Here is a 25,950-nt window from a genome sequence, read left to right as displayed (position 1 = left end):
GCGTTATTCCAATGATGTGGACAACGCGCGCAGCATCCGCGTCAGCGCTCGAAGAAGTTGAGCGTTGTTTAAAATGCTGTAATGCGTTTCTGCACAATAATTGAGTTGAACGTCATGAGAGGATTGCCTCTCCCAGCGTTGTGCAAGATTGGGGTGTTTACGCTGACGTTGCTGGCTGAGCCAAAGCGTCAGCGGTATCGCTATCTGTGGCAGAGGGCCGGCGTTATTCGTCAGATCAAAGGATTTTTTCAGCGCCCAACAAAAGGCTTCGGCATGTTCCAGCGTGATCTTCTCCGCAAGCACGCTCTGATTCAGCGCATAGTGCATTTTTATCTCGTTGGCGAAGCTGTCTATCGCGTTCGTTTCTTGATGCCGACACAAATGGCGCGCAATACCGAGAGAGTCGAACAGGCTGAGGTAACTTTGCGCCACGCTGAAACCTCGATTCACTGAGGGGTGCTGGGTGGGCAAACCGCTGTCGACAAGCACCGCATGCGCAAAGGGCGCGCCTTGTTCCGTAGCCTGCGCCGCCATATGGACAGCTAATTGGCCGCCCAATGACCAGCCGGCGATAACGGCAGTGTCGCGTTTGGCACGCGGTATGGCCGCCAAATGGGAGGCGGCCAATCGCTGCAGGGTGAGTGTGTCGTCTGCGCCTGGCGCGGCCAACCCCGGGCTGGCGATGGTGATGATGTTGGCGCAGGCGTAAAGTTGTTTTGTCCACTTTGCATATTGATGTACCTGGCCACCGGCACCATGCACCAAATACAAGGTGGGCAGAGAGGGGCGATCGGCTGCGCCGGACAACATCGATAACGGCAGGGGCGCGTTATCGCGCAGACGCTCGGCAAGTTTATCGAGCTGTGAGTAGCCAAGGATTTCCGCCAGGGTTAATTCCACATTAAGGGCGCGCTTGATGTTACCCAAAAACGTAATGCCGGAAAGCGAGCTGCCGCCATTGCTGAAGAAGCTGGCATAGGGGTCGATCTTGTCTGGAGCACAGCCTAACGTATCCGCCAACAACTCACGTAGCAGCATGAGTTCCGCGGACGCGGCGGGAACAGCATCGCTGGCCTGGCTCCGTTCGGTGCCTGGCGATAGCAAGGTGCGATCCAATTTGCCGTTGCGTGAAAGCGGGAAACGTTCAATAAGATGATAGTGGGATGGCGCCATATACGCGGGCAATGCGGCCGTAACCTGCTCGCGTATTCTTTGCTCCGCCTGGACGCTGGCTTTCCCCGCCTCGGTCAATGTGATATAGGCTTCCAGATACGGTGTGCCGTTCCTGGTTTCATCGCGACAGACGACGCACGCTTCAGCGACCAGTTCGCTGCTTTTGAGCGCGAATTCGACGTCACCCAATTCGACGCGAAAACCCTGCAGTTTCACCTGTTGGTCTTCGCGGCCGAGGAATTCGATGTAACCGCTGCGATGCCAACGGCCACGATCGCCGGTGCGGTACACGCGTTCTCCGGTGGTTGGGAGAAGAACAAAGCTGCCGGCGGTGGTTTGCCTATCGCGCCAATACTCGCGGGCAACGCCAACGCCACCGATATAAATGTCGCCGGTAACGCCGAAACCGCACGGCTCGAGTTTTTCATTTAACACCCACATGCTTTGATTCGGCAATGCGGTTCCATAGGGGATGGCGTTTCTGTAGTGCGTATCTCGTGTAAGTGGATGATAAATTGACCATATTGCCCCTTCGGTGGCACCGCCAAGGCTGGTGATGGTGGCGTTGGGGCAAAGCCGATGTGCTTCGGCGATCAGCCGCGGAGAGATACGATCGCCGCTCAGCCAGATATGCCGCAGTTGAGGCAGCGACAGGATGTTTTCTTGTGCGCAGTATTGCACCAGCATTTGCAAGATGGCGGGAACCGAGTTCCAGATGCTGATTTTCCGCTGGCGTATCGCATGTAGCCATGCTGACGGCTCTTTAGCGTCGTGCGGCGATAACACGGTTACCGATGCGCCGGCTAGCCAACTGCCGAACAGGTCATAGACCGATAAATCGAAGGCCAGGTCGGCGAGCGCCAATACGTTGTCACGATGTGAAACGTTAAACAGTTGATTCATGGTCAGCAAGGTATTGGTGACGGCGCCGTGTTCCATCGCCACGCCTTTTGGCGTGCCTGTCGTCCCCGATGTATAAATGACATAGGCGAGTGCTTCCGCTTCGCCTGATGGGAAGGTTGCTGTGCCTGTGGCAGGGGGAGAAAACAGCGCCTCCAGATCCTGAACGCGGGTTGTCTGCGGATAGCGGGCGCGATGGTGAGCCCGATTGCTCAAAACCCAGACGCAACCCGATATTCGCATAATGGCCGCTACGCGGGCATCCGGTAATCCTTCGGCCAACGGCAAGTAGGCGCGTCCGGCGAGGATCACGCCGAGCGCCGCAATAGCTTGATGAGCGCCGCGTGGAAGATCGATGGCGATGAGCGCGCCTGGAGCGGTATGGGCGTTCAGCCAATGCGCCACGAGGCCGGCGTGCCGCAATAGCCGATCGTAATGCCACACCTGATCTCCCTCGAACAACGCCGGGCGATCCCCATGCTGGTGGGCAGCGCGTAACAGCCGATCGGAAAGAGGTTGCCGCAAGCATACCGGCATCGCCTGCCCGACGGAGAGCTGCCGCAATTGCCGGTTATCGGCCATTGGCGCCAGCGAATAGTGGTCGACGGCCCGCGAAGGATCGCAGGCAATTTGCTGCAACAGCAATGCGTAAGCTTGCGCCAATCCGTTAATACGCTCCGGCGTAAACAGCTTGGCGTTGTATTGCCACTCCAACTGAATGCCCTCTGCGCCAGAAATTACTTCCAGAACCAGATCAAACTTGGGCGGCGCATAGCGTCTTGGCAGGGTGTTAACCTGCGCACTGCCAAGATTTAGCTCGTTGCTTTTGCGATGTTGGCAGACGAACATGATTTGAAAAATGGGGTGGAACTTGCCGCGCGTGGGCTTGAGTTGTTCAACCAGGTAAGAGAAGGGCAATCCCTGATGTTTGAAAGCGCGCGCAAATTTATTGGCGTTCTTTTGCAGCAGCGCGGTGAAACTGTCGTCGCCAGTGATGATAAATTGGTGAGCGATCGTGTTGACGAAGCTGCCAACGGCGTCGTTTAACGTCGGCTCGTTCCTGTTGGCGATCGGGCTACCGATGACCACGCGATCCGTCGCCGATTCTCTGGCAATCAGTAACGCGAAGGCGGAGTGCAACAGCGTAAACAGTGTCGTACCGTTATGTTTGGCTAACTGGGCCAGGGCCGGCTGCAGTTCGTTCGTCAGCGATGTTCTGACGATATTCTGTGTTTTGCCTGCCGCGGTGATGGCGATATCGTATTCAAGCGCGTGTTTTTCCGGCGCACCATCCAGTTCATCGCGCCAAAACGCCATGCTGTCATCGACATTGGCGACGGCGAGGAAAGGGTCTTCAAGATAGCGGAAAAACGCCTGACCGTTGTCATAATGCCAATGCTCTTCGTACGCTTGATAGTCACGGCTCAGTTCATCCACCAGCAAATTGGCCGTCCAGCCGTCGACCACGCAATGGTGGAAGGTCAAGAACAGATAGTGGTGCTGCGCGCTCTTTCTCAAGATCCGGCAGCGCAGGGGATACTCAGCCGCGAGGTCAAACGGAATCGTACACTGGGCGTTAAGCGCCGCCAGCATATTTTCTTGCTGCTCTTCACTGTTCAGCCTGCTGATGTCCTCGAGGCTGTGTTCGAAAATGGTTTCATCAGGATGCACGATGTCAACGGTGATGGCTTCACCGTCTAGCCGGTAGCGGCCGCAAAGCGCACCGTGCCGCTTGAGCAGTTTTTTCAACGCGGCGAGCAAACGCTCGGGTTCAAAGGGCCCCAGGATCTCTTTAGCGATCGGAATGTTATACAGCGGGCTGTTCTTGGTGAAGTTTTCATACAGCCACAGGTATTGGCCCGCGTAGTGATTGACGGTGTAACAAGGCTTCTCGCCGGTGTGCCGCTCTGAATTGTCTGGCGTACAGACAGATAAAAATGCGGTAATGTCTTCCTGCACCGCACTGAGTGCGGCGGCGTCAACATGCTCGATGGTTTGGCGTCGAGGCGACAGCTCGCCGAATTTTGCTCCCTGTTTCGCCATTTCCATCAGATTGATCAAGCCGATGACGCTCATCAGTGCGCTCCTTCCATGTTGACGTCGATAGTTTTCGCTGTTCGACCGCTTTTATTCGGGCGTTTGCCGCTGTGGGCGGAAATCAAATTCAGCCAATGCGCTAAGCTACACAACTGCACTCCCGGGTTTCTCCGCTGCGCCATTGTGAAGGCGGCGCGATGGTCGATATTCTCGCCATCATCGAAACCGAAGATCCTCAGTACGCAGCCGTTCAATCGCTCATTGGCCGTATCGAACCGAATGTGCGGGAAATAACCCAGCCGCGCAGAGAGGGCTATCAACTCTGTAACACCGGCGTCGACGGCTTGGCGGCGCGCATCGACTTTATGCAGCAACAGTAGTCGCTCATGCCGGAAATCGCGTAGCAGGCCTTGCGTGAGTTTGGCTCCGCCGGCCGTATCATGCATAAAGATCATGTGGTTAACTCGGCCGGGCAGGGTGTGCAGCAGGGCCGAAAGTGCATCGAGCCAACTGGCATATTGAGTGGCTTCGTTCGGTACGTTGAATATGGCCGCGTTCAGCGACCATTCAGCAGGCAACGGCAGCGCCTGCGGTGACAGAATGTCCACACCGCGTTTGTCGGCGAGGGCGGCCAATAAAAGCCGTTCATCTGTGCCTTCGGGAGATTGAATAAACAGCCTGCTGCTGGTCGGCGCCTCGGTTGATAGACAGCGGCCGATAGCGCAACGGATGTCCAGATGCTGCGGATCCAGACCATAGCGTGCATGGGCCAACTGCGTCAGGTGTCGGCAGAAATCGGCGAGTCTTGGATGTTCAAGAATGTCGCTCAGGTTCAGATCCAACCGACAGTGGGCGTTAAGCACGTTAATGATTTTTATGGCCTGCAGGGACTCGCCGCCGAGCGTGAAGAAGTCACCATCGTCACTGCCCAGCGTCGCCAGCCAAACTTCATGCACCAGGGTGTTGAATGTCGTCGAACGCAACTCCCGTGTGGGTTCAGGCATCCGGGATTGTCTCTCCAGGGTGCGATAATCAATCTTGCCGTTAGCCAGTTTGACCAGCGGCGTTGGATGATGCACGAAGCGCTGAGGAATATGGGCATTGGGCAGTTCGCCGTACAGTGTGCGGCGCATTGCCTCACTGAGCGGCTGCCGGCTGTGATAATGCGCGTACAGTTCCGTTCCCGCGTCGCCGCTTTTGGCCAGTACGGCAATCTCGACAATGGAGGGCAAGCGGGCCAGACAGCTTTCTATCTCACCCATATTGACGCGCTGCCCGGCGATTTTCGCTTCACGAATTTTGCGGCCAAGGAACACCAACTGCCCATCTTGGCGCTGGCAGGCGATATCGCCGGTACGAAAGGCGGGCATGAGATGGCCGTTGGCCTCAAGGGTGACGAACTTTTCCGCGCTCAGCGTTGGCTGATGCCAATATCCCAGGCCGACGGTCGCTCCGGCTATCAGTAATTCGCCGCTGCAGCCGAGCGGCAACGGCCTGAGATCCTCGCCGACGATCGCCGTGTATATACCATCCAGCGGTGTGCCTATCGTCACGGCGGCGCCATCGTTTTTGATTTCTGCGGCCGTCGCCACCACGGTTGTTTCGGTTGGGCCGTAGGAGTTGAATAACTTCCTGCCTTTGGGGTAGTGCGCGAACCAGCGTTCTTTGGCTCGCGGTGAAAGGCTTTCGCCGCCGATGATAACGGTAGTGACGGCCGGCGGTAGCGTCTGTTCACCGCCGGAGGCGAACAGCATTTCATTAAAGTAGGCGGTCGGCAGATCCAACAGGCTGATTTGATGATCGTCGCAGAATGTGAAGAAAGCGGCAAAGCTTTGCTTGACGGTCTCGGGGGCGATACACAGGTGGGCGCCGGCCCCCAGCGTCATGAAAATTTCTTCGATGCAGGCATCGAAATGCAAGGGCGCAAATTGCAACACGCGTTCGTGCGGTTGAATGCCATAGCAGTTTATCGCCGCATCGACAAAAACGTTGAGAGCATGTCGGGCGCCTATCACGCCTTTAGGCATTCCCGTCGAACCGGAGGTAAACATGATATAGCTGGTACCGACCGGGAACGCCGGCGCCTCAGTCGATGTTTGCCGGCGAAACACGGTGAAGTGTGCGAAATCCGTCGGCATATTGAGTGTCGATGCGCGCCAATGCGCCAATGCGCCAGGCTCGGAATGAACGGAGGGACGCGTGCGATCGGTAATCAGGATAGCGTCGCTAAACTGTTCAAGCAGTTGACGGTAAGCCGCTCCATCCCCTTTGGCATTCAGGTTGACGAAGGGCATTTTCAATTGCAACGCAGCAAGCATGCAGATGATGGCCTCCGGCCCTTGCGGCAAGTCGAGCAACAGTACGGTATGTGCGGCGCGAACGGGAGCCAGGACATCGGCCAGCGCACGCCACTGCTGCTGCAAAACGGCATAAGACAGCGTTCTGAGCGATGACGAAGCGTGTTCAGGCGTGAGGATCGCCGTGCGTTGCGGCGCTTGAACGACGGCACGATCGATACGCTGCATGATATCGACCACGTTGTCGTTGGCTGTTTTACCCAGCAGCGAGAGCGGGAAACGTTGTCGCAATGCCGCGACGGAAAGATTTTCCGGATCGTCGTACAGCAAGGTGCACAAGGTCTGTATCCCCTGGCTGTGCCGCACCAGACTGGCCGCATCGTAAAGCCCTGAGTCAGCATCGATCTCCAGCCGCAGCGTTTGGTTATCGAGATCGGGACGCATGTTGAAGACCAGATCCTGCGCGCCTCCTGAGCGTAAGTTACGGATTTCACTACGCTGAGCGGGAGAGAATGAGGCTGCCGCTTCAAAGGGAATGATATTGACCACGATGTTGAACAACGGCGAGCGGCTGGCGACGCTCCTCAGACTTTTTATCTCTTCGTAACGAAACGCTTGATGTTTCTTGAGTTGCTTGAGCGCGTGTTCAATGGTTTGCGCCAACTGTCGGCATGAAGCGGTGTCCTCAATATCGAGAGTCAAAGGAACAACGTTGGTCTTGCAGGTTAGCGCCTGCCTCGACAGGGCGTCTGTTCGCGCCATCATAGGGACGCCGATCGTTTGCTGCTTCTCGCCGGTACATAGGTACAAATACGCCATCACCGCTACAAAAGTGCGCGCCAGCCAGGAAGGATGTTCGGTTTGCAGCGCAAGGCGCTCGGCAGGATAGGGCAACGACGTCACATGGCGGATGGTCTGTCCCGAGGGAATATTGGCGCAGGCTAATGTCATCGGGTCTGGCAGTGAGGCGCTGGCCGCTTGCCAAAAATGTCGGTCTGCTTGATAGGCGGCTGACTGTTTATACTCAGATTCAGCCCTGAGCAAGGCATCGATCGCCGGTACGTCTTGCGGTTGTTGTGTCTGGTCTCGGTAGGCCTGCGCCACTTGATGGATCAGCAAATAAGTGCCGTAACCATCAAGCAGCAGATGGTGGCTGCAGAAATACCACAGAAAGCGTTTCTCACCCAGCCTGATGATTTTTTGTCTGAATAACGGCGCCGCGTTCAGCGAGAAGGGGCGCTTAGCATCCGCTTCCATTAATTCGATAGCGGTGGCCATATCGTTGGCGCTCTGCGAAAGATCTACCCATTCCACTGAGATATTGGCGGTGACGGAATATTGATAAGGCGTGCCGTTATTCTCATCAAACAGAACGTGCAGCGTAGGGGTTTGGCTGATGACACGATGAATAGCACGTTTCATTCTTGCGATATCGAGAGTGTGATTTATTTCGACATATTCCGCGATATTATAGCTCGATTTATCATCGCCGATCTTGGTGCCATAGTAAAATCCTGCCTGTGAATCCAGTAATTGATGTTTGCTCATTGCCTCATCCCTGACAATTATTTTTCTTTATTTTTTACAGTCATCAGTCTGCCCGTTCGGCGGGAGCGCCACACAACCGTGCGGCGTTCTACGATGGGGTGAACTCTTTTAAGGTGTTCCAAACATAAATGCGCGCTGCCTGGCTTGCAGCAAAAATCTAAAATACACAGCGTACCGCCCTCATCCCATTCTGAGTTATGGAGAAGAAACTGCGGATCGTTAATAAATCGACTCAGCGTCTCATCTTTCAGGTAGGCCCAGGTTATATACCCTATCGGGTTATCCAAATGGTCGAATAATATTTTAAATTGGTTTTGATTAATCGCTTCCTGAGTCCATAGCTGCAACGTTTTTATATGGTACAAGCTGTAATTTTTATTCATCAACATACAGTTAACGGCGAAGCCCAGGCTCTCGTATTGACTGAACCTACTTTTACCCTGCTGGTTTTCTTTGATAAAACTCACGAAATATCCTCAGCGTTGTTATTGTAATACGTTGATCGCCTGGCGCTCGAAACGGTCGAGATAGGTTTGCAATTGTTCGGTGATCTCGCTGACTTCGCCGCGCCAGCCAGAAATTTCTTGAAAAATCACTTCACGGCGCATGAACGTGCGGGAACCCAACCTTCTGGTGACGGTCTGCTTCATCGCCAGTTGTAATCCGGCGGAGGTTTGAGCTGCTGATGTTTCCTGAAGGTATTGCGCGTATAACCGACGGAACGCCAGAGAAAATCTCTCCTCCGCGGTCGTACCCTGTTGTTCGGCGGGAACCCTTACGGGTGCGTCGATGAGCCGGTGCAATAGGGCAATCGCCGGATGAGCATTCCCCAGGCCAATACCTTGTCGACGGGTAAAGACGCCGGGAGCCAAATCGAACATTTTTTGCAAGCGTTCGCCTAAGGCGAACCACTCGGCGGTGAGAGGCAGGCGTTGTAAAAATGCAGGGTCAAAACCCGCCATACCGAGATTATCCAGCAGGCAGGCTCGTTTATAGGCCATGTTGAAGGCCGCACCGATGCCTTGGTGCGCTGCCGCGAGAAATGCCGGGCCGAATTGATGCTTGGCTAAATAAAAAGCGAGATCTTGCAAGCCTCTCAGCAACAAAGGGGCGTCTTCATTGAGCTTGTTGTGTTGAATGTAGCTGCGCCCGGGATCGCGACGTTCTGCGGGAAAAACACTGCGAACACCATGAAAGTCCAGCAGCCTACCGGCCATATCGCAATTGGAGGGTGAGGTCATCATCACCAAATGCCGGGTGCGGCAGTACGCGATCTGCGTCGCGAGACGCCGGGCAAGCTCGCAGAGTCCGTAGAATGCTTGTTCTTCCTGGGGCAATGCCAACCAGCTTGCGGCGTCAAACTCCGGGGGACGAGGCAGAAAAGCCGGTGCGGTGACAATCAGCTTTTCGACCCGCTGAATATCCGAAGGCTGCCTTTGCATCGCATCATGAGGATGATAGTAGGGTGCGCGGCAAAAATGTGCAGGGCGCACGACGGGCTCACGCACCAGCAACGCCTTACGGTTATGGGGACTTCTCGCCGATTCAGGAGAAATGGCGGCTAAGGGGCTATCGGTCACCAAGATCGCTTTATTGGGCACGGCACCGTAAGGCAGCAGTTTGGCCATGACGTTCCCCCATAATGCCTCCAATACTGCGCCGGTCATCGTCAACTCGCCATCGACATGCTTTGCCCCTTGACCGACTAACGCATTAGCCCCAATACCTTTAACCTGCCAACGCCCATCAAAGCCACAGCGTGCTCCGCCGCCGTTGCGCGAAATAGCGCCGCCGCCATAACGTTCGGCGAAAAAGACTTTTTCATCGTTTAAGCGCGGCGTACCATCATCAAAAATAGCATGGCGATTATTTTCTTCGATGAGATAGCTGGTCTCTTTTTTCAGTTCGTCTTGTTCAGCAGGGCTTAATGCATTGTGCCAGAGTAATTGAGAACCTGTCTTTTTTGCGACGAAAGGGATCAAGCTTTCGTGAAGTATGGCGAGCTTTGTCATTTTTTAATCGTTATTTTTATTGGTGCAGAGTAAGTTAAATCCCGGCCTTATTGCACAAGGAATAATAAGACTGTTTTTTTAATTTGATGAATCCGGTGTTGAAAGTGAAGACGAAGGTGAAGGGCGGCCACCGCCACTGCCATTCCAGGTTGGGCCCATAGGAACCTGTGGAATAGCAACGTTAACCGGCATGTGTGGTGCGGCTTGAATAGCTATTTCCGTCCCGACGCCCACGGCTAAGGATACGGGGGTGGGTAATTTCGCTATTGTGCTCAGGCTACCGACAATGAGCGAAGTCGGATTATAAGAATCGTTGCCGTCAGAACCGTTAATACATGACAATTCAACTTCCGTTAAGGCTCTCATTTAAACTCCTTCTTGCGAGAGGTGATAGATAAAACAAGCGAAAAAATAATCGCCATCGGCAAACCATAACTGGCCGTGGTTTTAAGGGCGGCCGTATCCAAAAGGATCGCCTGGCGCTGCAGGCAGTAGTCTAAAAATACGGCAAGGGGAAATATCAAGAACAGCATAACGATGTGGTACGTGCGCACGCCTTTTTTCTTCGCGTTTTTATAGATCGCACTGATAATGAGGATGAAAATGACAATAAGAACTATTTCCGTTATAAGATGCAATTTGATTAGCTCCATTAATCAAAATTTACATCAAGTTACATTGGGTAACCTGATAAGTCAACAGGGTATTTTATGATTCCTCTTTATTTATCATAGTATTGAATTAATTAATCATAAAATGATTACCTTTTGTGACTATGTGTCGATGATGAAAAATAAAGATGTCAAAGAAGCGTTTGGCCGCGGTCGGCGAGGCGGTTAACTTCTAATCACTTGTTTTTGCTCAAACTGCCAACTGCGCCTAAGCTAGGTGATGACTCTGAGGGAGCCATTCCCCGAGACCTTATTCCGTGAACATGGAGGAGTTTCGATTTGATGCGTTTATCCACATTGGTGCTGGCGATCGGCATGGCGCTGGGCTCGCAGGCACAGGCAGCAGAAACCCAACCTCACGCCGACCATAGTGCGCTGCCCAGCGGCCAGGCGAAGGAGGCTACCGTGACCGGTGAAGCCAATCAGCACGATAAGCAAAAGACCCAAAACCCGTTCTTCTATCAAAGCCGTCTGCCGTTCCAGGCGCCGCCGTTCAACCTGATCAAGGAAAGCGACTACGCGCCGGCGATCGAGGCGGGCATCAAGCAAAAGCGGGAAGAGGTGGAGAAGATCGCCAACAACCCGGCCAAGCCCAACTTCAAGAATACCTTCGTGGCGCTGGAGCAGGCCGGTTCGCTGCTGACGCGGGTGATGAACGTGTTCGGCGCCATGACCTCGGCCAACACCAGCGATGCGCTGCAGAAGCTGGATGAAGAAACCTCGCCGATGCTGGCGGCACTGAACGACGACATCATGCTCAACGGCAAGCTGTTCGCGCGCATCAAGGCCATCTATCAGGATCGCGATGCGCTGAAGCTGGATCCGGAATCGCGCCGGCTGGTGGAAGTGACCTACAAGAACTTCGAGCTGGCGGGCGCCAACCTGTCGGACGCCGACAAGGCCAAGCTGAAGACGCTGAACCAGGAAGCGGCGACGCTGAGCACCCAGTTCACCAACAAACTGCTGGCGGCGAGCAAAAACGGCGCGCTGGCGATAACTGACCAGGCGAAACTGGACGGTCTGTCCGAAGGTGAGCTGGCCGCGGCAGCGCAGGCGGCCGCCGAGCGCAAGCTGGAGAAACAGTGGCTGTTGGTGCTGCAGAACACCACCCAGCAGCCGCTGCTGCAGAGCCTGAAAGATCGCGACACCCGCCAAGCGCTGTTCGACGCCTCCTGGACGCGCGCGGAGAAGGGCGACGGCAACGATACCCGCCAGACCCTTTCCCGTCTGGCCAAGGTACGCGCCGAGCAGGCCAAACTGCTGGGCTACCCGAACTACGCCGCCTGGAAGCTGCAAAACCAGATGGCCAAGACGCCGGATGCCGCCTTGAGCTTTATGCGCAACATCGTGCCGGCGGCCACCGCGCGCGCCGAGCGTGAAGCCAAAGACATTCAGGCGGTGATCGATCAGCAGAAAGGCGACTTCAAGGTGCAGGCCTGGGACTGGCAGTTCTACGCCGAACAGGTGCGCAAGGCCAAGTACGATCTGGACGAATCGCAGATCAAACCTTACTTCGAGCTGAACAACGTGCTGAACAACGGCGTGTTTTACGCCGCCAACCTGCTGTACGGCATCAGTTTCAAAGAACGCAAGGACATTCCGGTCTACCAGCCGGACGTTAAGGTGTATGAAGTGTTCGACAAGGACGGCAAATCGCTGGCGCTGTTCTACACCGACTACTTCAAGCGCGACAACAAGGGCGGCGGCGCCTGGATGAGCAACTTCGTCGATCAGTCGAAGCTCAACGGCACCAAGCCGGTGATCTACAACGTCGCCAACTTCACCAAACCGGCGCCGGGGCAGCCGGCGCTGCTGTCGTATGACGACGTGATCACCATGTTCCACGAGTTCGGCCACGCGCTGCACGGCATGTTCGCCGATCAGGAATACCCGAGCCTGTCGGGTACCAACACCGCGCGCGATTTCGTCGAGTTCCCGTCGCAGTTCAACGAGCACTGGGTCAGCGATCCGAAAGTGTTCAGCCACTTCGCCAAGCATTATCAGACCGGCGAGGCGATGCCGCAGGAACTGGTCGACAAGATCAAGAAGGCCGACAAGTTCAACAAGGGCTACAGCATGACCGAGCTGCTGTCCGCCGCGCTGCTGGACATGCACTGGCACATGCTGACCGCCGACCAGCCGCAGCAAGACGTGGACAAGTTCGAGGCCGAATCGTTGCAAAAAGACAAGGTCGATCTCAGCTACGTGCCGCCGCGCTACCGTTCCAGCTATTTCCAGCACATCTGGGGTAACGGCTACGCCGCGGGCTATTACGCCTATCTGTGGACGGAAATGCTGGCGGACGACGCCTTCCAGTGGTTCACCGAGCACGGTGGCCTGACCGCCGAAAACGGCCAGCGCTTCCGCGACATGATCCTGTCGCGCGGCAACAGCCAGGATCTGGAGAAGCTGTACATCGACTGGCGCGGCAAAGAGCCGAGCATCGAACCGATGCTGATCAATCGCGGGTTGAAGGACGAATAAGTTCGGCCACTCCCGGTAAGCAAACAAAAGGGCGCGTTATGCGCCCTTCGTCTTTTTGGCGTGGCCGACATTCAGCGGTTCACCACCTTGGCCGGCAGGGCCACCACCAGCAGCGAGCTGAGCAGCAGGCAGCCGGCGAAGGCCCAGAGCGCGCCACCGCTCTTGCCGGTCAGATCCAGCGCCAGCCCCATCAGCGAATTGCTTACCAGCCCGGCGATGTTGGCCAGAGAACAGGCCAGCGCGAAGCCGGTCGCCGCCGCCGTGCCGCGCAGGAAGGTGGCCGGCAGGCTGAAGAACACCGGCACTGCGCCGATGATTGCCGCCTGGGCGATGGAGAACAGCAGCACCGTGGCCAGCGCATTGTGGGTGAAGAAGGTGCTGCCGGCCATCGCCAGCGCGCCGATGATAAACGGCACGATGATATGCCAGCGCCGTTCGCGCAGCCGGTCGGAACTGCTGCCGATCAGCAGCATGCCGAGCAGGGCGGCGACGCTGGGGATCGCCGTCAGGTAACCGATGGTGGTGATGTCGGTAACGCCGGCGGTTTTGATGAAGGTCGGCATCCAAAAGCCCATGGCGTAGGCGCTGAGCAGAATAGCGAAGTCGATGCCGCCGAGCATCCACACCTTCAGGTTGAAGAAGCCGTCGCGGAAGCTGTGCTTGCCGTGATCGGCCTCGGCGTCGTCGCGCGCCAGATCGTCGGCGATGCGCTGTTTCTCCTCGGGCGTCAGCCACTTGGCCTGCTGGTAGGTATTAGGCAACAGCCAGAAGGTCAGCACGCCCAACAGCACGCTGGGAATGCCCTCCAGCAAAAACAGCCACTGCCAGCCGTGCAGCCCGTGGCGCATGTCGAAATGGCCCATGATCCAGCCGGAGAGCGGCCCGCCGATCACGCTGGAGAGCGGCAGGCCGATCATGAACAGCGCGATGATGCGGCCGCGGCGATAGGTCGGGAACCACAGCGTCAGGTAAAAGAGCACGCCGGGCAGGAAACCGGCCTCCGCCACGCCGAGCAGAAAGCGAATGACGTAGAACTGGGTCGGCGTGGTGACGAACATGGTGGCGGTGGACAGCAGCCCCCAGGTGATCATGATACGGGCAATCCACATCTTGGCGCCGACGCGCTGCAGGATCAGGTTGCTCGGCACCTCGAACAGAATATAGCCGACGAAGAACAGCCCGGCGCCCAGACCAAAGGCCGCTTCGCTCAGCTGCAGCGCGTCGGCCATCTGCAGCTTGGCCAGCCCGACGTTGATGCGATCGAGGTAGGCCGCCAGGTAACACAGGCAAAGAAACGGGATCAGTTTCCAGGTGATTTTGCGGTACAGCAGCAGCGATTCTGCGTCCGCTTTCCCCGCCAGCGGGGTGTCGACAATGGCCATGATGTTGTCTCCAGGTGGTGCGTGTTGGCCTCCGCAGGAGGCGCCTGTTGTGTTTGCGTTGCATGGGCGCCGCCCTGTTTCGGGCGGTCGCGTGAGGCGCTGTCTGCGCCTTCGTTATTGTCGTTGCAGGTGAATCGTTGACTCATAACCGGTTCAGGTAGTCGAGCGCCTCCCGTTTGTGCACCACGTCGCCGTATTTGCTGTCGATGTCGAACAGGTTAGCTTCGTGCGGGCCGGGGTGACGATCGCCGACGCACTCGCGCACCACCATGGCGCGGAAGCCGTGCTGCACCGCGTCCACCGCGCTGGCGCGGATGCAGCCGCTGGTGGAGCAGCCGATCATCAGCAGCGTGTCGATCCCTTGCGCCACCAGCAGCGGCGCCAGCGCGGTGCCGAAGAAGGCGCTGGCGTATTGCTTGCTCAGCACCACCTCATCGGCCAGCGGCGCCACCGGCGGGCAGAACGCCGCCAGCGGGTTACCCGCCACCATGTCTTTCATCACCGGCGCTTTCTTCACCCACAGGCCGCCATCGGCAAAATGGCCTGCATGATAGCGGATATGGGTGTGGATCACCGGAATTCCCGTTCGGCGCGCGCAGGCCAGCAGCTCGCGGCTTTCCTCGACCGCGCTCACCACGCCCGGCGCGAACAGCGGCGCGCCTTCGGTGGTGTAGGCCTGCATAAAATCGATCGCCAGCAGCGCCGGGCGCCGGCCGAAGCCGATGCGCTGGCCCCAGACGCCGCGATAGTTGTCGCTGAGGGTGTCGTTCATTCTGCCTCCTCAATAGGCGCCGGACAGCAGGGCGCCGGCGCCGGGAACGATCGGTTCCAGCTCCAGCGCGGTCAGCATCGCGTAAGTGGTGGCGATGGCGGCGGTGATCACCGGTTTGCCGGTTTGGGCCTCCACCGTCGGGACGGCCGGCAGCGAAGGCATCTGCACGCAGGCGGACAGCACGATAGCATCGACCTCGCGTAAATCCATCTCGGCGACGATCCCCGGCAGCCTGGCCGGATCGTGCCGGCCGACGTCGAGGTTGTCCGGGATCTCCAGCGCGCGCCATACCTTGACCTCGATGCCTTCGTGCTGGATGTAATCCACCACCAACTGGGTCAGCGGTTTCATGTAGGGCGCCACCAGCGCGATGCGTTTGGCGCCGATCACCTTCAGGCCGTTGACCAGCGCGCCGGCGCTGCTGATAACCGGCGCGGCGGCCTGATTGTCTTTCGTCACCTGCGCCAGCCGGGCCTGCGATTCGCGGTGATAGCCCAGCCCCATCGCCATGATGGCCACCAGGCAGGCGTAGCCGAGCACGTCGACCCGCGCGTCGGACAGCTCCAGTGCGCAGCGATCGGACTCGGCGTCCATCGCCGCCAATTCTTCTTTATTGACGTGTTTCATGCGCATGCGGCTGGAGTGAAAGGTGAAACGCTCCGGGCGTATCAGCTGGCGCGCGCCCAGCATCGCCGGGATCTCGGTTTCCATCGTGGTGTTGGAGCTGGGCACGATCTGGCCGATGCGGTAGTGGTTGCTCATGTCGGTGTTCCTCAGTTAATCCAGAAAATCGCCCAGGGCGCGGAAGAAGCCGTCGAAATCGTCCCACGGGATCATGTGTCCGGCGTTCTCGACCTCGACGATGGCGATCTCCGGCTGTAGCGCGCGGATCTCTGCCCGGTCTTCGGGCTGAATGACGCCGCCTTTGCCCGCGGCCATCAGCAGCGTCGGCATGGTCAGCAGCGGGTAGTCACGGTGGCTGTCCACCTGATGAAAATCGTCGTAGGCGCGTTGGATCGCCGGCTCGTAGCAGGTGTGCAGCCACTCGGCGCGCAGCCGGCGCTGCTCTTCGCTCCAGGTTGGGCAAAAGGCGCGCATCTGCTCGGCGCTCATGCCCGGCAGCGACTGCCGGATGGAGTCGGCGTACCACGGCCATTGGCCGGGATAGGCGCGGCGGCCGGGGCCGGAAACCGGCGGATCGACCAGCACCAGCCGCCGCACGCCGGCGGGCTGCAGAGCGGCGGCGCGCAGGGCGAAGCGGGCGCCCATCGAATGGCCGAGCAGGGCGTAACTGCCCAGGTTCAGCGCAGCGGCGAAGGCGTTGACGTCCTGTGCGCAGGTCTCTGCGTCATAAGCCAGTTCCGGGCCGCTGGACGACAGACCGCGGCCGCGCACGTCGAGCACGTAGACGTCGTATTTTTCCCCCAGCCGCTCGGCGACGAAGCCCCAGGTGATCGCCGGGCTGGTGATGCCGGGGACCAGGATCAGCGCCGGGCCGTGGCCGCCGTAGCGCAGATAGTGTTGGCGAATGTCGTTGGCGTGAACGTGGGCGCCGTAGAGGAAGGTGCTCATGCGGCGTTCTCCGATTTCAGCGCTTGCGCGTACAGGTCATAGCCGTAGACCCAGGCCGGATCTTCCTGGGTGCGCAGGAAGGTGTTGGCGTTGGACACCGCCTGCACCCGGGAGGCGCGCTCCTTGCGGTTGGCTTCATACAGCTGGAAAGCGGTGCGGTAGTCGCCGAGGCCGGTTTCCTGCAGGCAGCGGGTCAGCATGGCGGCGTCTTCGATCGCCATCGCCGCGCCCTGCGCCATGTGCGGTTTCATCGGGTGGCAGGCGTCGCCAAGCAGCACCAGACGGCCTTCGCTCCACAGCGGCAGCGGTTTGCGGTTCAGCAATGGCCATTTGGTGACCTGTTCGCTGGATTCGATCAGCGCCTGCACGATCGGGTGGTAGCCGGCGAAGGTCTCGAACATTTCTTCGCGGCTGCTGTCGATGAAGCTGCCCTGGAAATCCCAGGCCGGGTGCGGCACGCCGCTGACGTAGTAATACTCGTCGCGCCGTTGGGTGGTGTAGTAGACCATCAGATGGCGATCCGCCGACCACCACTTCACGCAGTCTTCGAACGTCAGGTTGTATTTCGCCAGCTTCTCGCCGCGGATCAGCGCGCGGTGGGCCACCCAGCCGCTGTAGGTCGGCGCTTCAGCGCCCAGCAGGTGCTCACGAATGCGCGAATTGATGCCGTCTGCGCCGATCACGATGTCGGCGTGGGCCGAGGTGCCGTCGACGAAGTTCAGCACCACCTCGTCACCGCGATCTTCAATTTTGCTCAGGCATTTGCCGAAGTGCAGGGTGCCGGGCTGCAGCGCGGAGAGCTGCAACGCCTGCAAATCGCCGCGGTGCACCGTCACATAGGCGGCGCCGTACTCCCGGCGGGCGAAGGCGCCCAGTTCGATGCGCGACAGATAGTCGCCGCTTTCGGCGTCGCGGCTGAACCAGAAATCGGGATGAGACGCCATCTGCTCCAACCGCTGCTCAATACCGAGACGGCGGAAAATCTTCAGTACGTTCGGCCCCATGTGAATGCCGGCGCCAAGGCGTGAGAACGCCGGGCTCTGTTCATACAGATCGACGGTAAAGCCGGCTTTTTGCAGCAGCCCGGCGGCGGCGGCGCCCCCCAGCCCGGCGCCGACGACGGCGATGCGTGGTTGTTTGCTCATCATGTTTCCCCTGTCTGTTGGCTTTTTTCAGCGTAGGCCCAACGCGTGGCTGGACGATCGATTTATAGTGTATGCACTAGATAACGCAAAGTTGCAAAAGTGTTAAATCAGATCTCGCTCACGCTAATTGACGGCGTATTACTGTTAAACTCATGTTAATCACAGGATTGATGCGGGATGAAATAGGACTTTCTTATGGTGGATATTCGCAGCTTGCTTTCCTTTGCTTTTTTGACTTAGATGAAATGAGTGTGTTCGCTTTAAATTGTTTGAAAAATCACCGCCGCCTTGCGGGCGTCGGTCACCCTTGACGAGACAGGAGACAGGCCATGGCGGTCAATGAAACCCAGTTGGTACAGCTGTTCGAGCAGGTGCTTACGCTGTCGAAGGTCGATGCTTCGCAGAGCGTGGCGATTTTGAAAAGCCATTATTCCGATGCGCGCACGGTGCGCGCCGCGACCGACGCAGCGCTGAGGCTGGGCGCCAAGGTGTATGCCGTCGAACTGCCGGCGTTCAACCATCCGCGAGCGATGGGCAACGACATGACCGCCTATTGCGGCGATACCGCGCTGACCGGCAATCTGGCGGCGCAGCGTGCGCTGGAGGCCGCCGACCTGATCGTCGATACCATGATGCTGCTGCATTCGCCGGAGCAGGAACAGATCCTGAAAACTGGCACCCGCATCCTGCTGGCGGTGGAGCCGCCGGAGGTGCTGGCGCGCATGTTGCCCAACGCGGAGGACAAGGCGCGGGTGCTGGCCGCCGCCGCCGTGCTGGAGCAGGCGAAGCTGATGCAGGTGACCTCCGCCGCCGGCAGCGATTTCCGCGCGCCGCTGGGGCAATACCCGACGGTGACCGAGTACGGCTATGCCGATGAACCGGGGCGCTGGGATCACTGGCCGAGCGGTTTCCTGTTCACCTGGCCGAATGAGGAGCAGGCGGAAGGGGTGCTGGTGCTGGAGGTCGGCGATATCTTGCTGCCGTTCAAAAGCTATGCGCGTGAACGCATCACGCTGGAGATCGAACAAGGGTTCGTTACTCGCATTCACGGCGGCTTCGAGGCGGAATACCTGCGCGAATACATGAAATACTTCGACGATCCGGAGGTGTACGGCATTTCGCACATCGGCTGGGGCCTGCAGCCGCGCGCCCAGTGGACGGCGATGGGCCTGCACGACAAGAACGACGGCATGTGCATGGACGCGCGCGCGTTCTACGGCAACTTCCTGTTCTCCACCGGGCCGAACACCGAAGTGGGCGGCACGCGCAAAACGCCTTGCCATATGGATATCGCGCTGCGCCGCTGCGACATTCGCCTCGACGGGCAAACGGTGGTGGCGGACGGTGAAGTAGTGGCGCCGGAGGCGTCGCGCGTGCGCCGGGCGTAATCGTTGCTGCCAACGGCGGGGGTTTGTACTATTCTCGTGGATTCCATAGATGGTGAGAGTAACGCAATGACGCCCCCCGAATACCCGTCAGCCGTGAGCGGCCAACCTGAAAATTATCATTTTACCGAGCAAGTCGGGCACCTGCTGCGCAAGGTTTATCAGCGCCACGTGGCGATTTTCCAGCAAAACGTCGGCGATTCGCAGCTGACGGCGGTGCAGTTCATCACCCTGTGCGCGGTGCGCGATATGGGGCCGAGCTCGCTGACCGAGCTGGTGCAGGTGACGGCGGTGGATCAGGCCACCATCCGCGGTATCGTCGAACGGCTGAAGGCGCGCGATCTGATCACGGTGACGCCGGATCCGATCGATCGGCGCAAGGTGGTGGTCGGCCTGACCGACGCCGGCGCCGTGCTGCTGACGGAAACGGTGCCGCAGGCGGCGAAAATCACAGAGCTGACGTTCGGAACGCTCAACCCGGCCGAACGGATAGCGCTGATATTCCTGCTGAATAAAATGCTGGAAGATCCGCCCACCGGCTGATTCGCCCGCGCAACGTCGGTTGCCTGGTGGTCGGCGGCGAGAGGCCAGCCCATAAGATCATCACGTGCAGGCGGAGACGCGAACAATGGCGATATCTGAAGTGCAATCGCTCAGGGATGGCGCGAAAACCACGCTGACGGAGCATCCGCTGATGCTGTCGGTGAACGGCGAACAGCTTCATGCGCAGGTGATGGCGGATACGCCGCTCTTGCTGGTACTGCGCAACGATCTGGCGCTCAACGGCCCGAAGTACGGCTGCGGCCTGGGCGAATGCGGTGCGTGTACCGTGTTGATCGACGGCGTGGCGGCGCGCTCCTGCGTGATCCCGGCGCTCGGCGTGTCCGGCCGGGCGATCGTGACCCTGGAAGGCCTTGGCGATCGCCAGCGCCCGCACCCGGTGCAGCGTGCCTTTATCGAAGAGCAGGCGGCGCAATGCGGCTACTGTCTCAATGGCATGATCATGACCACCAAAGCCCTGTTGGATCGTAATCCCGCCCCGAGCGAGGCGGAGATCCGTCAGGCGCTGTCCGGCAACCTGTGCCGCTGCGGCACCCATCTCGAAATCCTGCGTGCGGTTCAGCGCGCCATCATTCTCTGCCGCGATGAGGACGCCCACGCCCATGACTGATTCCCGTGCCCCATCGCCGAGCCAGGCCGACTTGCTGCAGCGCGACGGCGTGCTGCTGATCGTCGACAGCGTGCAACCGCCGCCGGGGCTGGTGCCCAAAGGGCAAACGCCGGTGCTGAAGCCCAAAGAGCAGGGGCTGTTTATCGCCCTGTGCGGCAGCGGCGAAATCTATGCCTTTAACGGCCATGTCGATCTTGGCACCGGCGTGCGCACCGCGCTCGGGCAGATCGTCGCCGAAGAGTTGTACCTGCGCATGGATCAGGTGCAAATGGTGTTGGGCGATACCGAACGCGCGCCGAATCAGGGCGCCACCATCGCCAGCGCCACGCTGCAGATCTCCGCCGTGCCGCTGCGCAACGCCGCCGCCGAAGCGCGCCGTTGGCTGTTGCGCCAGGCGGCGCAGCGCTTCGATGCGCCGGTGGAACAGCTGACGCTGGAGGAGGGCGTGATCCGCAGCCCGCAGGGGCAGGCGCTCAGCTACGCCGAGCTGGTGGCCGGCGGTCATGTCGAGCTGTCGATTTCCGGCGACGCGCCGCTGAAACCGCAGGCGGAGTATCGCCTGGTGGGCACCAGCGCCGCGCGCGTCGATATTCCGGCCAAGGCGACCGGCGAAACCACCTACGTACACGATATGCGCCTGCCGAACATGCTGCACGGCAGGGTGGTGCGGCCGCCCTATGCCGGGTACGACAGCGGCGAATTTGTCGGCACCAGCCTGTTGGCGGTGGATGAAACTTCGATCGCGCATATTCCCGGCATCGTCAAACTGGTGGTGATCGGCGATTTCATCGGCATCGTCGCCGAGCGCGAAGAGCAGGCGATCAAGGCGGCGCAGGCGCTGCAGGTCAGCTGGAAAGACTGGCGCCGCAATTTGCCGCAGATGACCGACGTGGCGCAGGCGCTGCGCGACAATCCGCACTCGACCCGGGTGGTGCACGATACCGGCGATGTGGACGCGGCGCTGGCGGCGGCCGACAGGCGTTTCACCCGCAGCTACCTGTGGCCGTATCAGCTGCATGCCTCGATTGGCCCTTCCTGCGCGCTGGCGGATTACCGGCCGGAGCGCCTGCAGGTCTGGTCAGGCAGCCAGAACCCGCACCTGCTGCGCGCCGATCTGGCCTGGCTGCTGGAATACCCGGAAGCGCAGATCGAGATCGTTCGCATGGAGGCGGCCGGTTGCTATGGCCGCAATTGCGCCGATGACGTCTGCGCCGACGCGGCGCTGCTGTCGCGCGCGGTGGGCAGGCCGGTGCGGGTGCAGCTGACCCGCGAACAAGAACATGTGTGGGAACCGAAGGGCACGGCGCAGCTGATGGAGGTGGACGGCGGGCTGGACGCCGCCGGGCACCCGGTCGCCTATGACTTTCGCACCTATTACCCTTCCAACGGCGCGCCGACGCTGGCGCTGCTGCTGACCGGCCGGGTCGAACCGCTGCCGGTGGCCTATGAAATGGGCGACCGCACTTCGGTGCCGCCTTATGCGTATCCGGCGCTGCGCGTCAGCATCGAGGACATGGCGCCGATCGTGCGCGCCTCCTGGATGCGCGGCGTTTCCGCCTTGCCGAACACCTTCGCCCACGAATCTTATATCGATGAGCTGGCCCACGCCGCCGGCGTCGACCCGCTGGAATATCGGCTGCGCTATATCCATGACGAACGCGCCAGTGAACTGATGCGCAGCACCGCAGAACGCGCCGGCTGGACGCCGCACACCGAACCGATGCAGACCCCGGCGGAAGACGGCGTGCTGCGCGGGCGCGGCTTTGCCTATGCCCGTTACATCCACAGCAAGTTTCCCGGCTTTGGCGCGGCCTGGGCCGCCTGGGTGGCCGACGTGGCGATCGACAAAGCCAGCGGCGAAGTGGCGGTGACGCGCATCGTGGTCGGCCACGACGCGGGCATGATGGTCAATCCGGACGGCGTGCGCCACCAAATTCATGGCAACGTATTGCAATCGACCAGCCGGGTGTTGAAAGAGCGCGTGACCTTTGAGGAATCGACGGTCTCCGCCAAAGAATGGGGGGCTTACCCGATCCTGACCTTCCCGGAGGTGCCGGAGGTGGACGTGGTCATGATGCCGCGCCCTTACGATCCGCCGCTGGGCGCCGGGGAGTCGGCGTCGGTGCCCAGCGCGGCGGCCATCGCCAACGCGGTGTTCGACGCCACCGGCATTCGTTTTCGCGAGCTGCCGATCACCTCGGACAAGCTGCGTGAAGCGCTGAACGGGCCGGATGCCGAGCGGCAGGCCGCGCCGCCCAAGAAAAAGAAGCGCGGTAAATGGTGGTTCGGCGGCGCGGCGGGGCTGTTCGGCGCGGTGCTGGGCATCGCCGGCAGCGCCTTGCCATGGCGGACGGAGATCGCGCCGGTGGCGACGCCTGGCGCCGGCACCTGGTCGGCCGCCACGCTGGAGCGCGGCCGTCAGTTGGCCGCCGCCGGAGACTGCGCGGTTTGCCATACCGCGTCGGAAGGGGCGACCAACGCCGGTGGGTTGGCGATGGCGACGCCGTTCGGCACGCTCTACAGCACCAACATTACCCCGGACGTGGCAACCGGCATCGGCAACTGGTCGTTTACCGCATTCGATCGGGCGATGCGTCAGGGCATCGCCCGCGACGGCCGCCACCTCTATCCGGCATTTCCTTACACCGCCTTCAGTAAAATGACCGACGGCGACATGCAGGCGCTGTACGCTTATCTGATGTCGCAACCGGCGGTGCGCCAGAGCAATCCGGCCAATCAGATGCGCTTCCCGTTTAACCTGCGGCCGCTGATGGCGGGCTGGAACGCGCTATTCCTGCGCCAGGGGGAATATCAACCCGATCCGCAGCAAAGCGCGCAGTGGAACCGCGGCGCCTATCTGGTCAACGGCCTTGGCCACTGCGCCGCCTGCCATTCGCCGCGTAATCTGCTGGGGGCGGAAAAGGGCGGCGCGGCCTTCCTGGCGGGAGGGATGGTGGACGGGTGGGAAGCGCCGGCGCTGAATCAATTGGCCAATGCGGACAAGCCCTGGACTGAGGAGCAGCTGTTTCAGTACTTCCGCACCGGGCATTCCGCCGAGCACGGCGTGGCGGCCGGGCCGATGGGGCCGGTGGTCAGCGAACTGGCGACGTTGCCGCAAAGCGATCTGCGGGCGATGGCCAACTATGTGATGTCGCTGAGCGCCAAGGCGACGCTGAATGTGGAACCGCAGGCGCAGTTGGCGGCCCGCGCGTTGCCTGCGGGTCAACTGGCGGGCGAGCGGTTGTTTCAGGGCGCTTGCCAGGCCTGCCACAGCGCCGCCGCCGGCGGGCCGCAGCTGTTCGGCGTCAGCCCGGATCTGGCCAATAACACCAATATCTTCAGCGATCGCCCCGATAACCTGATCAAAGTGATCCTGCAAGGGATCCCCAAACCGGCCACCGCCGAATTGGGCTTTATGCCGGGCTTCAAGGACAGTTTTTCCGATCGGCAGGTGACGGCGCTGGTGAATTATCTGCGCCAACGCTATGCCGGCGACAAACCGGCCTGGCGCGACGTGGAGGCACAGGTGGCGCGGCTGCGTGCAGATCCGGGCACGCACTGAGCCGCCTCAGGCATGGCGCAGGAACGCCACCAGCCGCTGCGCCGGCAGCGGCAGCTGCGCCTGCTCACGTACCACGATCGACAGACGCCGGGTCGCCCACTCGTCCGTCAGCGTCAGGGCGCCGTGTCGGATCTCCGGATGGCGTTGGGCGCTCTCTTCCGGCACCACCGCCAGCCCGGCGCCGCGCAGCACCATGCGACAGATGGCGTCGAAATTAGCCGCGCGCGCCCGCAGCCGCATCGGGCCGCCGCTGCGTATCGCCAGCTGTTCCAGATGCTGTTGCAGCGCACTCTCTTCCGGCAGGCCGATGAAATCAAAAGGCAGGGCGTCCGCAAAGCTGAGCGTGCGGCGGCCGCTGAGCGCATGCCCCGGCGGCAGCGCCAGCACCAGACGATCCTGGCGAAAAGGGTAGCTTGCCAGCCCACGCAGATCGGCGTGGTCCGCCACGATGCCGATATCCGCCGCCCGTTCGGCGATGGCCTGCGCGATGGCCGGGCTGGGCAGCTCCTCCAGCGCGATGTCGGTGTGCGGGTGCAGCACCAGAAAATCCGCCAACAGCTCCGGCAGAAAAGCGTCGGCGGCGACGGTATTGGCGACGATGCGCAGCTGGCTGCGCTGGCCCGGCGCGAACTCGGCCATATCACCCCGCAGCCGGTCACGCTGTTGCAGCAGCACGCGCGCGTGTTGCAACAGGCGCTCACCGGCGGGCGTCGCCTGGACGCCGCGCGGATTGCGCGTCAACAGCGCCACGCCGGCCTGTTGTTCCAGCCCGCGAATGCGGGCGCTGGCGGCGGCCAGCGACAGCCCGACGCGCTCGCCGCCGGCGGTGATGCTGCCGGTCTCGAGCACCGCCACCAACAGTCGCAGATCGATAAAGTCAAAATGCATGCGTTCTTCCTCTGTCTTTGCCGCAGGCAGGCTCTGCCATTGCCGCATTGTGCCGCGGCGCGGCGCCGGCCACAATCGGGCCGTTGATTCGCCATAAGGATAGACGCATGTCGCTGACGTTACTCGAGATTATCGCCCTGACGGGCATTTTTACGCTGGCCGGCACGGTCAAAGGGGCGATCGGTCTGGGGTTGCCGACGGTGTCGATGGGGCTGCTCAGCCTGATGATGCCGCCGGGGCAGGCCGCCGCGCTGCTGCTGTTGCCCTCGCTGATCACCAACCTGTGGCAGTTGCTGTGCGGGCCACGGTTGGGGGCGCTGTGCCGACGGCTCTGGCCGATGATGCTGTGCGTCATGCTGGGCACGTTATTGAGCGCCGGCGCGCTCACCGCAACCGATGGCCGCCTGGCGCCGCTGGCGCTGGGCGTTTGCCTGATCGGCTATGCGCTGTTGGGATTCACCCGTTTCGACTGGCGCGTTTCCGCCACGGCAGAGCCTTGGCTGGGGCCGCTGTGCGGCCTGGTGACAGGCGTGCTGACCGGCGCCACCGGCGTATTCGTCATACCGGCGGTGCCCTATCTGAACGCATTGGGCCTGGCGCGTGACGATCTGGTGCAGGCGCTGGGGCTGTCGTTCACCGTCTCGACGCTGGCGCTGGCCGCCGGATTAGCCTGGCATCAGGCACTGCCCGGCGCGCTGCTCGGCGGTTCGCTACTGGCGCTGCTGCCGGCGCTGGGCGGCATGTGGTTGGGTGGGATCGTGCGTCGTCACAGCAGCCCGCTGATTTTTCGCCGCGGCTTTTTTAGCGGGCTATTGGTGTTGGGGGCGGAGATTGTGTGGCGGGGGATGCATTAGGCGGTAAATTTTACCTGCGCCTTCGGCTTTCAATTTACGGCGCGGCGTATTGCGCGATATTCTGGTTTTCTGATGGGCTAACGGCGGATGAGGGAAC

The 25,950-nt window shown here is 60.2% G+C and carries 18 protein-coding genes; 6 read left to right on the top strand and 12 right to left on the bottom strand.

The genetic code is table 11. From position 1 onward, the window contains the following. Positions 1–3: 3 nt before the first annotated feature. The 6 genes from ACJ8IL_RS06645 to ACJ8IL_RS06620 form a co-directional block, all read right to left on the bottom strand. The gene (locus ACJ8IL_RS06645) at positions 4–4,149 is read right to left on the bottom strand and encodes a non-ribosomal peptide synthetase (RefSeq protein ID WP_261127236.1); all 4,146 of its coding nucleotides are present in this window, start codon (positions 4,147–4,149) and stop codon (positions 4–6) included. Continuing rightward, a complete protein-coding gene (locus ACJ8IL_RS06640) occupies positions 4,149–7,955 on the bottom strand; it encodes an AMP-binding protein (RefSeq protein WP_442516433.1) in 3,807 nt (1,268 codons plus the stop codon). The genes ACJ8IL_RS06645 and ACJ8IL_RS06640 overlap by 1 nt, the downstream gene beginning before the upstream one ends. 17 nt (positions 7,956–7,972) lie before the next feature. Beyond that, a complete protein-coding gene (locus tag ACJ8IL_RS06635; RefSeq protein ID WP_043143242.1) occupies positions 7,973–8,422 on the bottom strand; it encodes a toxin-activating lysine-acyltransferase in 450 nt (149 codons plus the stop codon). A gap of 18 nt (positions 8,423–8,440) precedes the next feature. Further along, positions 8,441–9,967, bottom strand: a complete 1,527-nt coding sequence (locus ACJ8IL_RS06630) for an MchC protein (protein ID WP_261127232.1) — start codon at positions 9,965–9,967, stop codon at positions 8,441–8,443. Between the two features lie 78 nt (positions 9,968–10,045). Further along, a complete protein-coding gene (locus tag ACJ8IL_RS06625) occupies positions 10,046–10,333 on the bottom strand; it encodes an E492 group microcin (RefSeq protein ID WP_125460888.1) in 288 nt (95 codons plus the stop codon). Then, positions 10,330–10,620 carry a hypothetical protein gene (locus ACJ8IL_RS06620; RefSeq protein WP_049208108.1) on the bottom strand — a complete coding sequence of 97 codons (291 nt, stop codon included), beginning with the start codon at positions 10,618–10,620 and terminating at the stop codon, positions 10,330–10,332. The genes ACJ8IL_RS06625 and ACJ8IL_RS06620 overlap by 4 nt, the downstream gene beginning before the upstream one ends. A gap of 300 nt (positions 10,621–10,920) precedes the next feature. Between ACJ8IL_RS06620 and dcp the strand changes: the two genes are divergently transcribed. After that, positions 10,921–13,122: a peptidyl-dipeptidase Dcp gene (gene dcp / locus ACJ8IL_RS06615; RefSeq protein WP_147823760.1), complete on the top strand. Its 2,202-nt coding sequence runs from the start codon at positions 10,921–10,923 to the stop codon at positions 13,120–13,122. Positions 13,123–13,193: 71 nt separating this feature from the next. Here dcp and ACJ8IL_RS06610 read toward each other — a convergent pair whose 3' ends face one another. From ACJ8IL_RS06610 to ACJ8IL_RS06590, 5 genes are all read right to left on the bottom strand, one after another. Further along, complete coding sequence (locus ACJ8IL_RS06610; RefSeq protein ID WP_016927840.1) at positions 13,194–14,504, bottom strand: MFS transporter; 1,311 nt, start codon at positions 14,502–14,504, stop codon at positions 13,194–13,196. A gap of 142 nt (positions 14,505–14,646) precedes the next feature. Further along, a complete protein-coding gene (locus ACJ8IL_RS06605; protein WP_033634448.1) occupies positions 14,647–15,276 on the bottom strand; it encodes an N-carbamoylsarcosine amidohydrolase in 630 nt (209 codons plus the stop codon). A gap of 9 nt (positions 15,277–15,285) precedes the next feature. Further along, a complete protein-coding gene (locus ACJ8IL_RS06600; RefSeq protein ID WP_016927838.1) occupies positions 15,286–16,038 on the bottom strand; it encodes a maleate cis-trans isomerase family protein in 753 nt (250 codons plus the stop codon). A 15-nt stretch (positions 16,039–16,053) separates the two neighbouring features. Continuing rightward, a complete protein-coding gene (locus ACJ8IL_RS06595; protein ID WP_025302741.1) occupies positions 16,054–16,848 on the bottom strand; it encodes an alpha/beta fold hydrolase in 795 nt (264 codons plus the stop codon). Further along, the gene (locus tag ACJ8IL_RS06590) at positions 16,845–17,996 is read right to left on the bottom strand and encodes an FAD-dependent monooxygenase (RefSeq protein ID WP_033645813.1); all 1,152 of its coding nucleotides are present in this window, start codon (positions 17,994–17,996) and stop codon (positions 16,845–16,847) included. Before ACJ8IL_RS06590 ends, ACJ8IL_RS06595 begins: the two co-directional genes overlap by 4 nt. Before the next feature lie 326 nt (positions 17,997–18,322). On the opposite strand from ACJ8IL_RS06590, the gene ACJ8IL_RS06585 reads away from it, so the two are divergent. The 4 genes from ACJ8IL_RS06585 (at position 18,323) to ACJ8IL_RS06570 (ending at position 24,111) form a co-directional block, all read left to right on the top strand. Then, positions 18,323–19,381, top strand: coding sequence for a 2,5-dihydroxypyridine 5,6-dioxygenase (locus tag ACJ8IL_RS06585; RefSeq protein ID WP_025302742.1), 1,059 nt, complete (start codon positions 18,323–18,325; stop codon positions 19,379–19,381). Between the two features lie 66 nt (positions 19,382–19,447). Continuing rightward, complete coding sequence (locus ACJ8IL_RS06580; RefSeq protein ID WP_089180871.1) at positions 19,448–19,921, top strand: MarR family winged helix-turn-helix transcriptional regulator; 474 nt, start codon at positions 19,448–19,450, stop codon at positions 19,919–19,921. Positions 19,922–20,006: 85 nt separating this feature from the next. After that, a complete protein-coding gene (locus ACJ8IL_RS06575; protein WP_025302744.1) occupies positions 20,007–20,549 on the top strand; it encodes a (2Fe-2S)-binding protein in 543 nt (180 codons plus the stop codon). Beyond that, positions 20,542–24,111, top strand: coding sequence for a molybdopterin cofactor-binding domain-containing protein (locus ACJ8IL_RS06570; protein ID WP_442516432.1), 3,570 nt, complete (start codon positions 20,542–20,544; stop codon positions 24,109–24,111). The genes ACJ8IL_RS06575 and ACJ8IL_RS06570 overlap by 8 nt, the downstream gene beginning before the upstream one ends. A 6-nt stretch (positions 24,112–24,117) precedes the next feature. Here ACJ8IL_RS06570 and ACJ8IL_RS06565 read toward each other — a convergent pair whose 3' ends face one another. Then, positions 24,118–24,999, bottom strand: a complete 882-nt coding sequence (locus tag ACJ8IL_RS06565; protein WP_442516431.1) for a LysR substrate-binding domain-containing protein — start codon at positions 24,997–24,999, stop codon at positions 24,118–24,120. Between the two features lie 107 nt (positions 25,000–25,106). Here ACJ8IL_RS06565 and ACJ8IL_RS06560 point away from each other — a divergent pair, with 107 nt between their 5' ends. Beyond that, positions 25,107–25,853, top strand: a complete 747-nt coding sequence (locus tag ACJ8IL_RS06560) for a sulfite exporter TauE/SafE family protein (RefSeq protein WP_197815038.1) — start codon at positions 25,107–25,109, stop codon at positions 25,851–25,853. The last annotated feature ends 97 nt before the right edge of the window (positions 25,854–25,950 follow it).

This window comes from Serratia sp. CY47444 (assembly GCF_052168635.1).
GTDB classification, from domain to species: Bacteria; Pseudomonadota; Gammaproteobacteria; order Enterobacterales; family Enterobacteriaceae; genus Serratia; species Serratia bockelmannii.
Note: the sequence above shows the minus strand (reverse complement) of the source record. Positions and strands in the feature narration are given on the sequence as shown.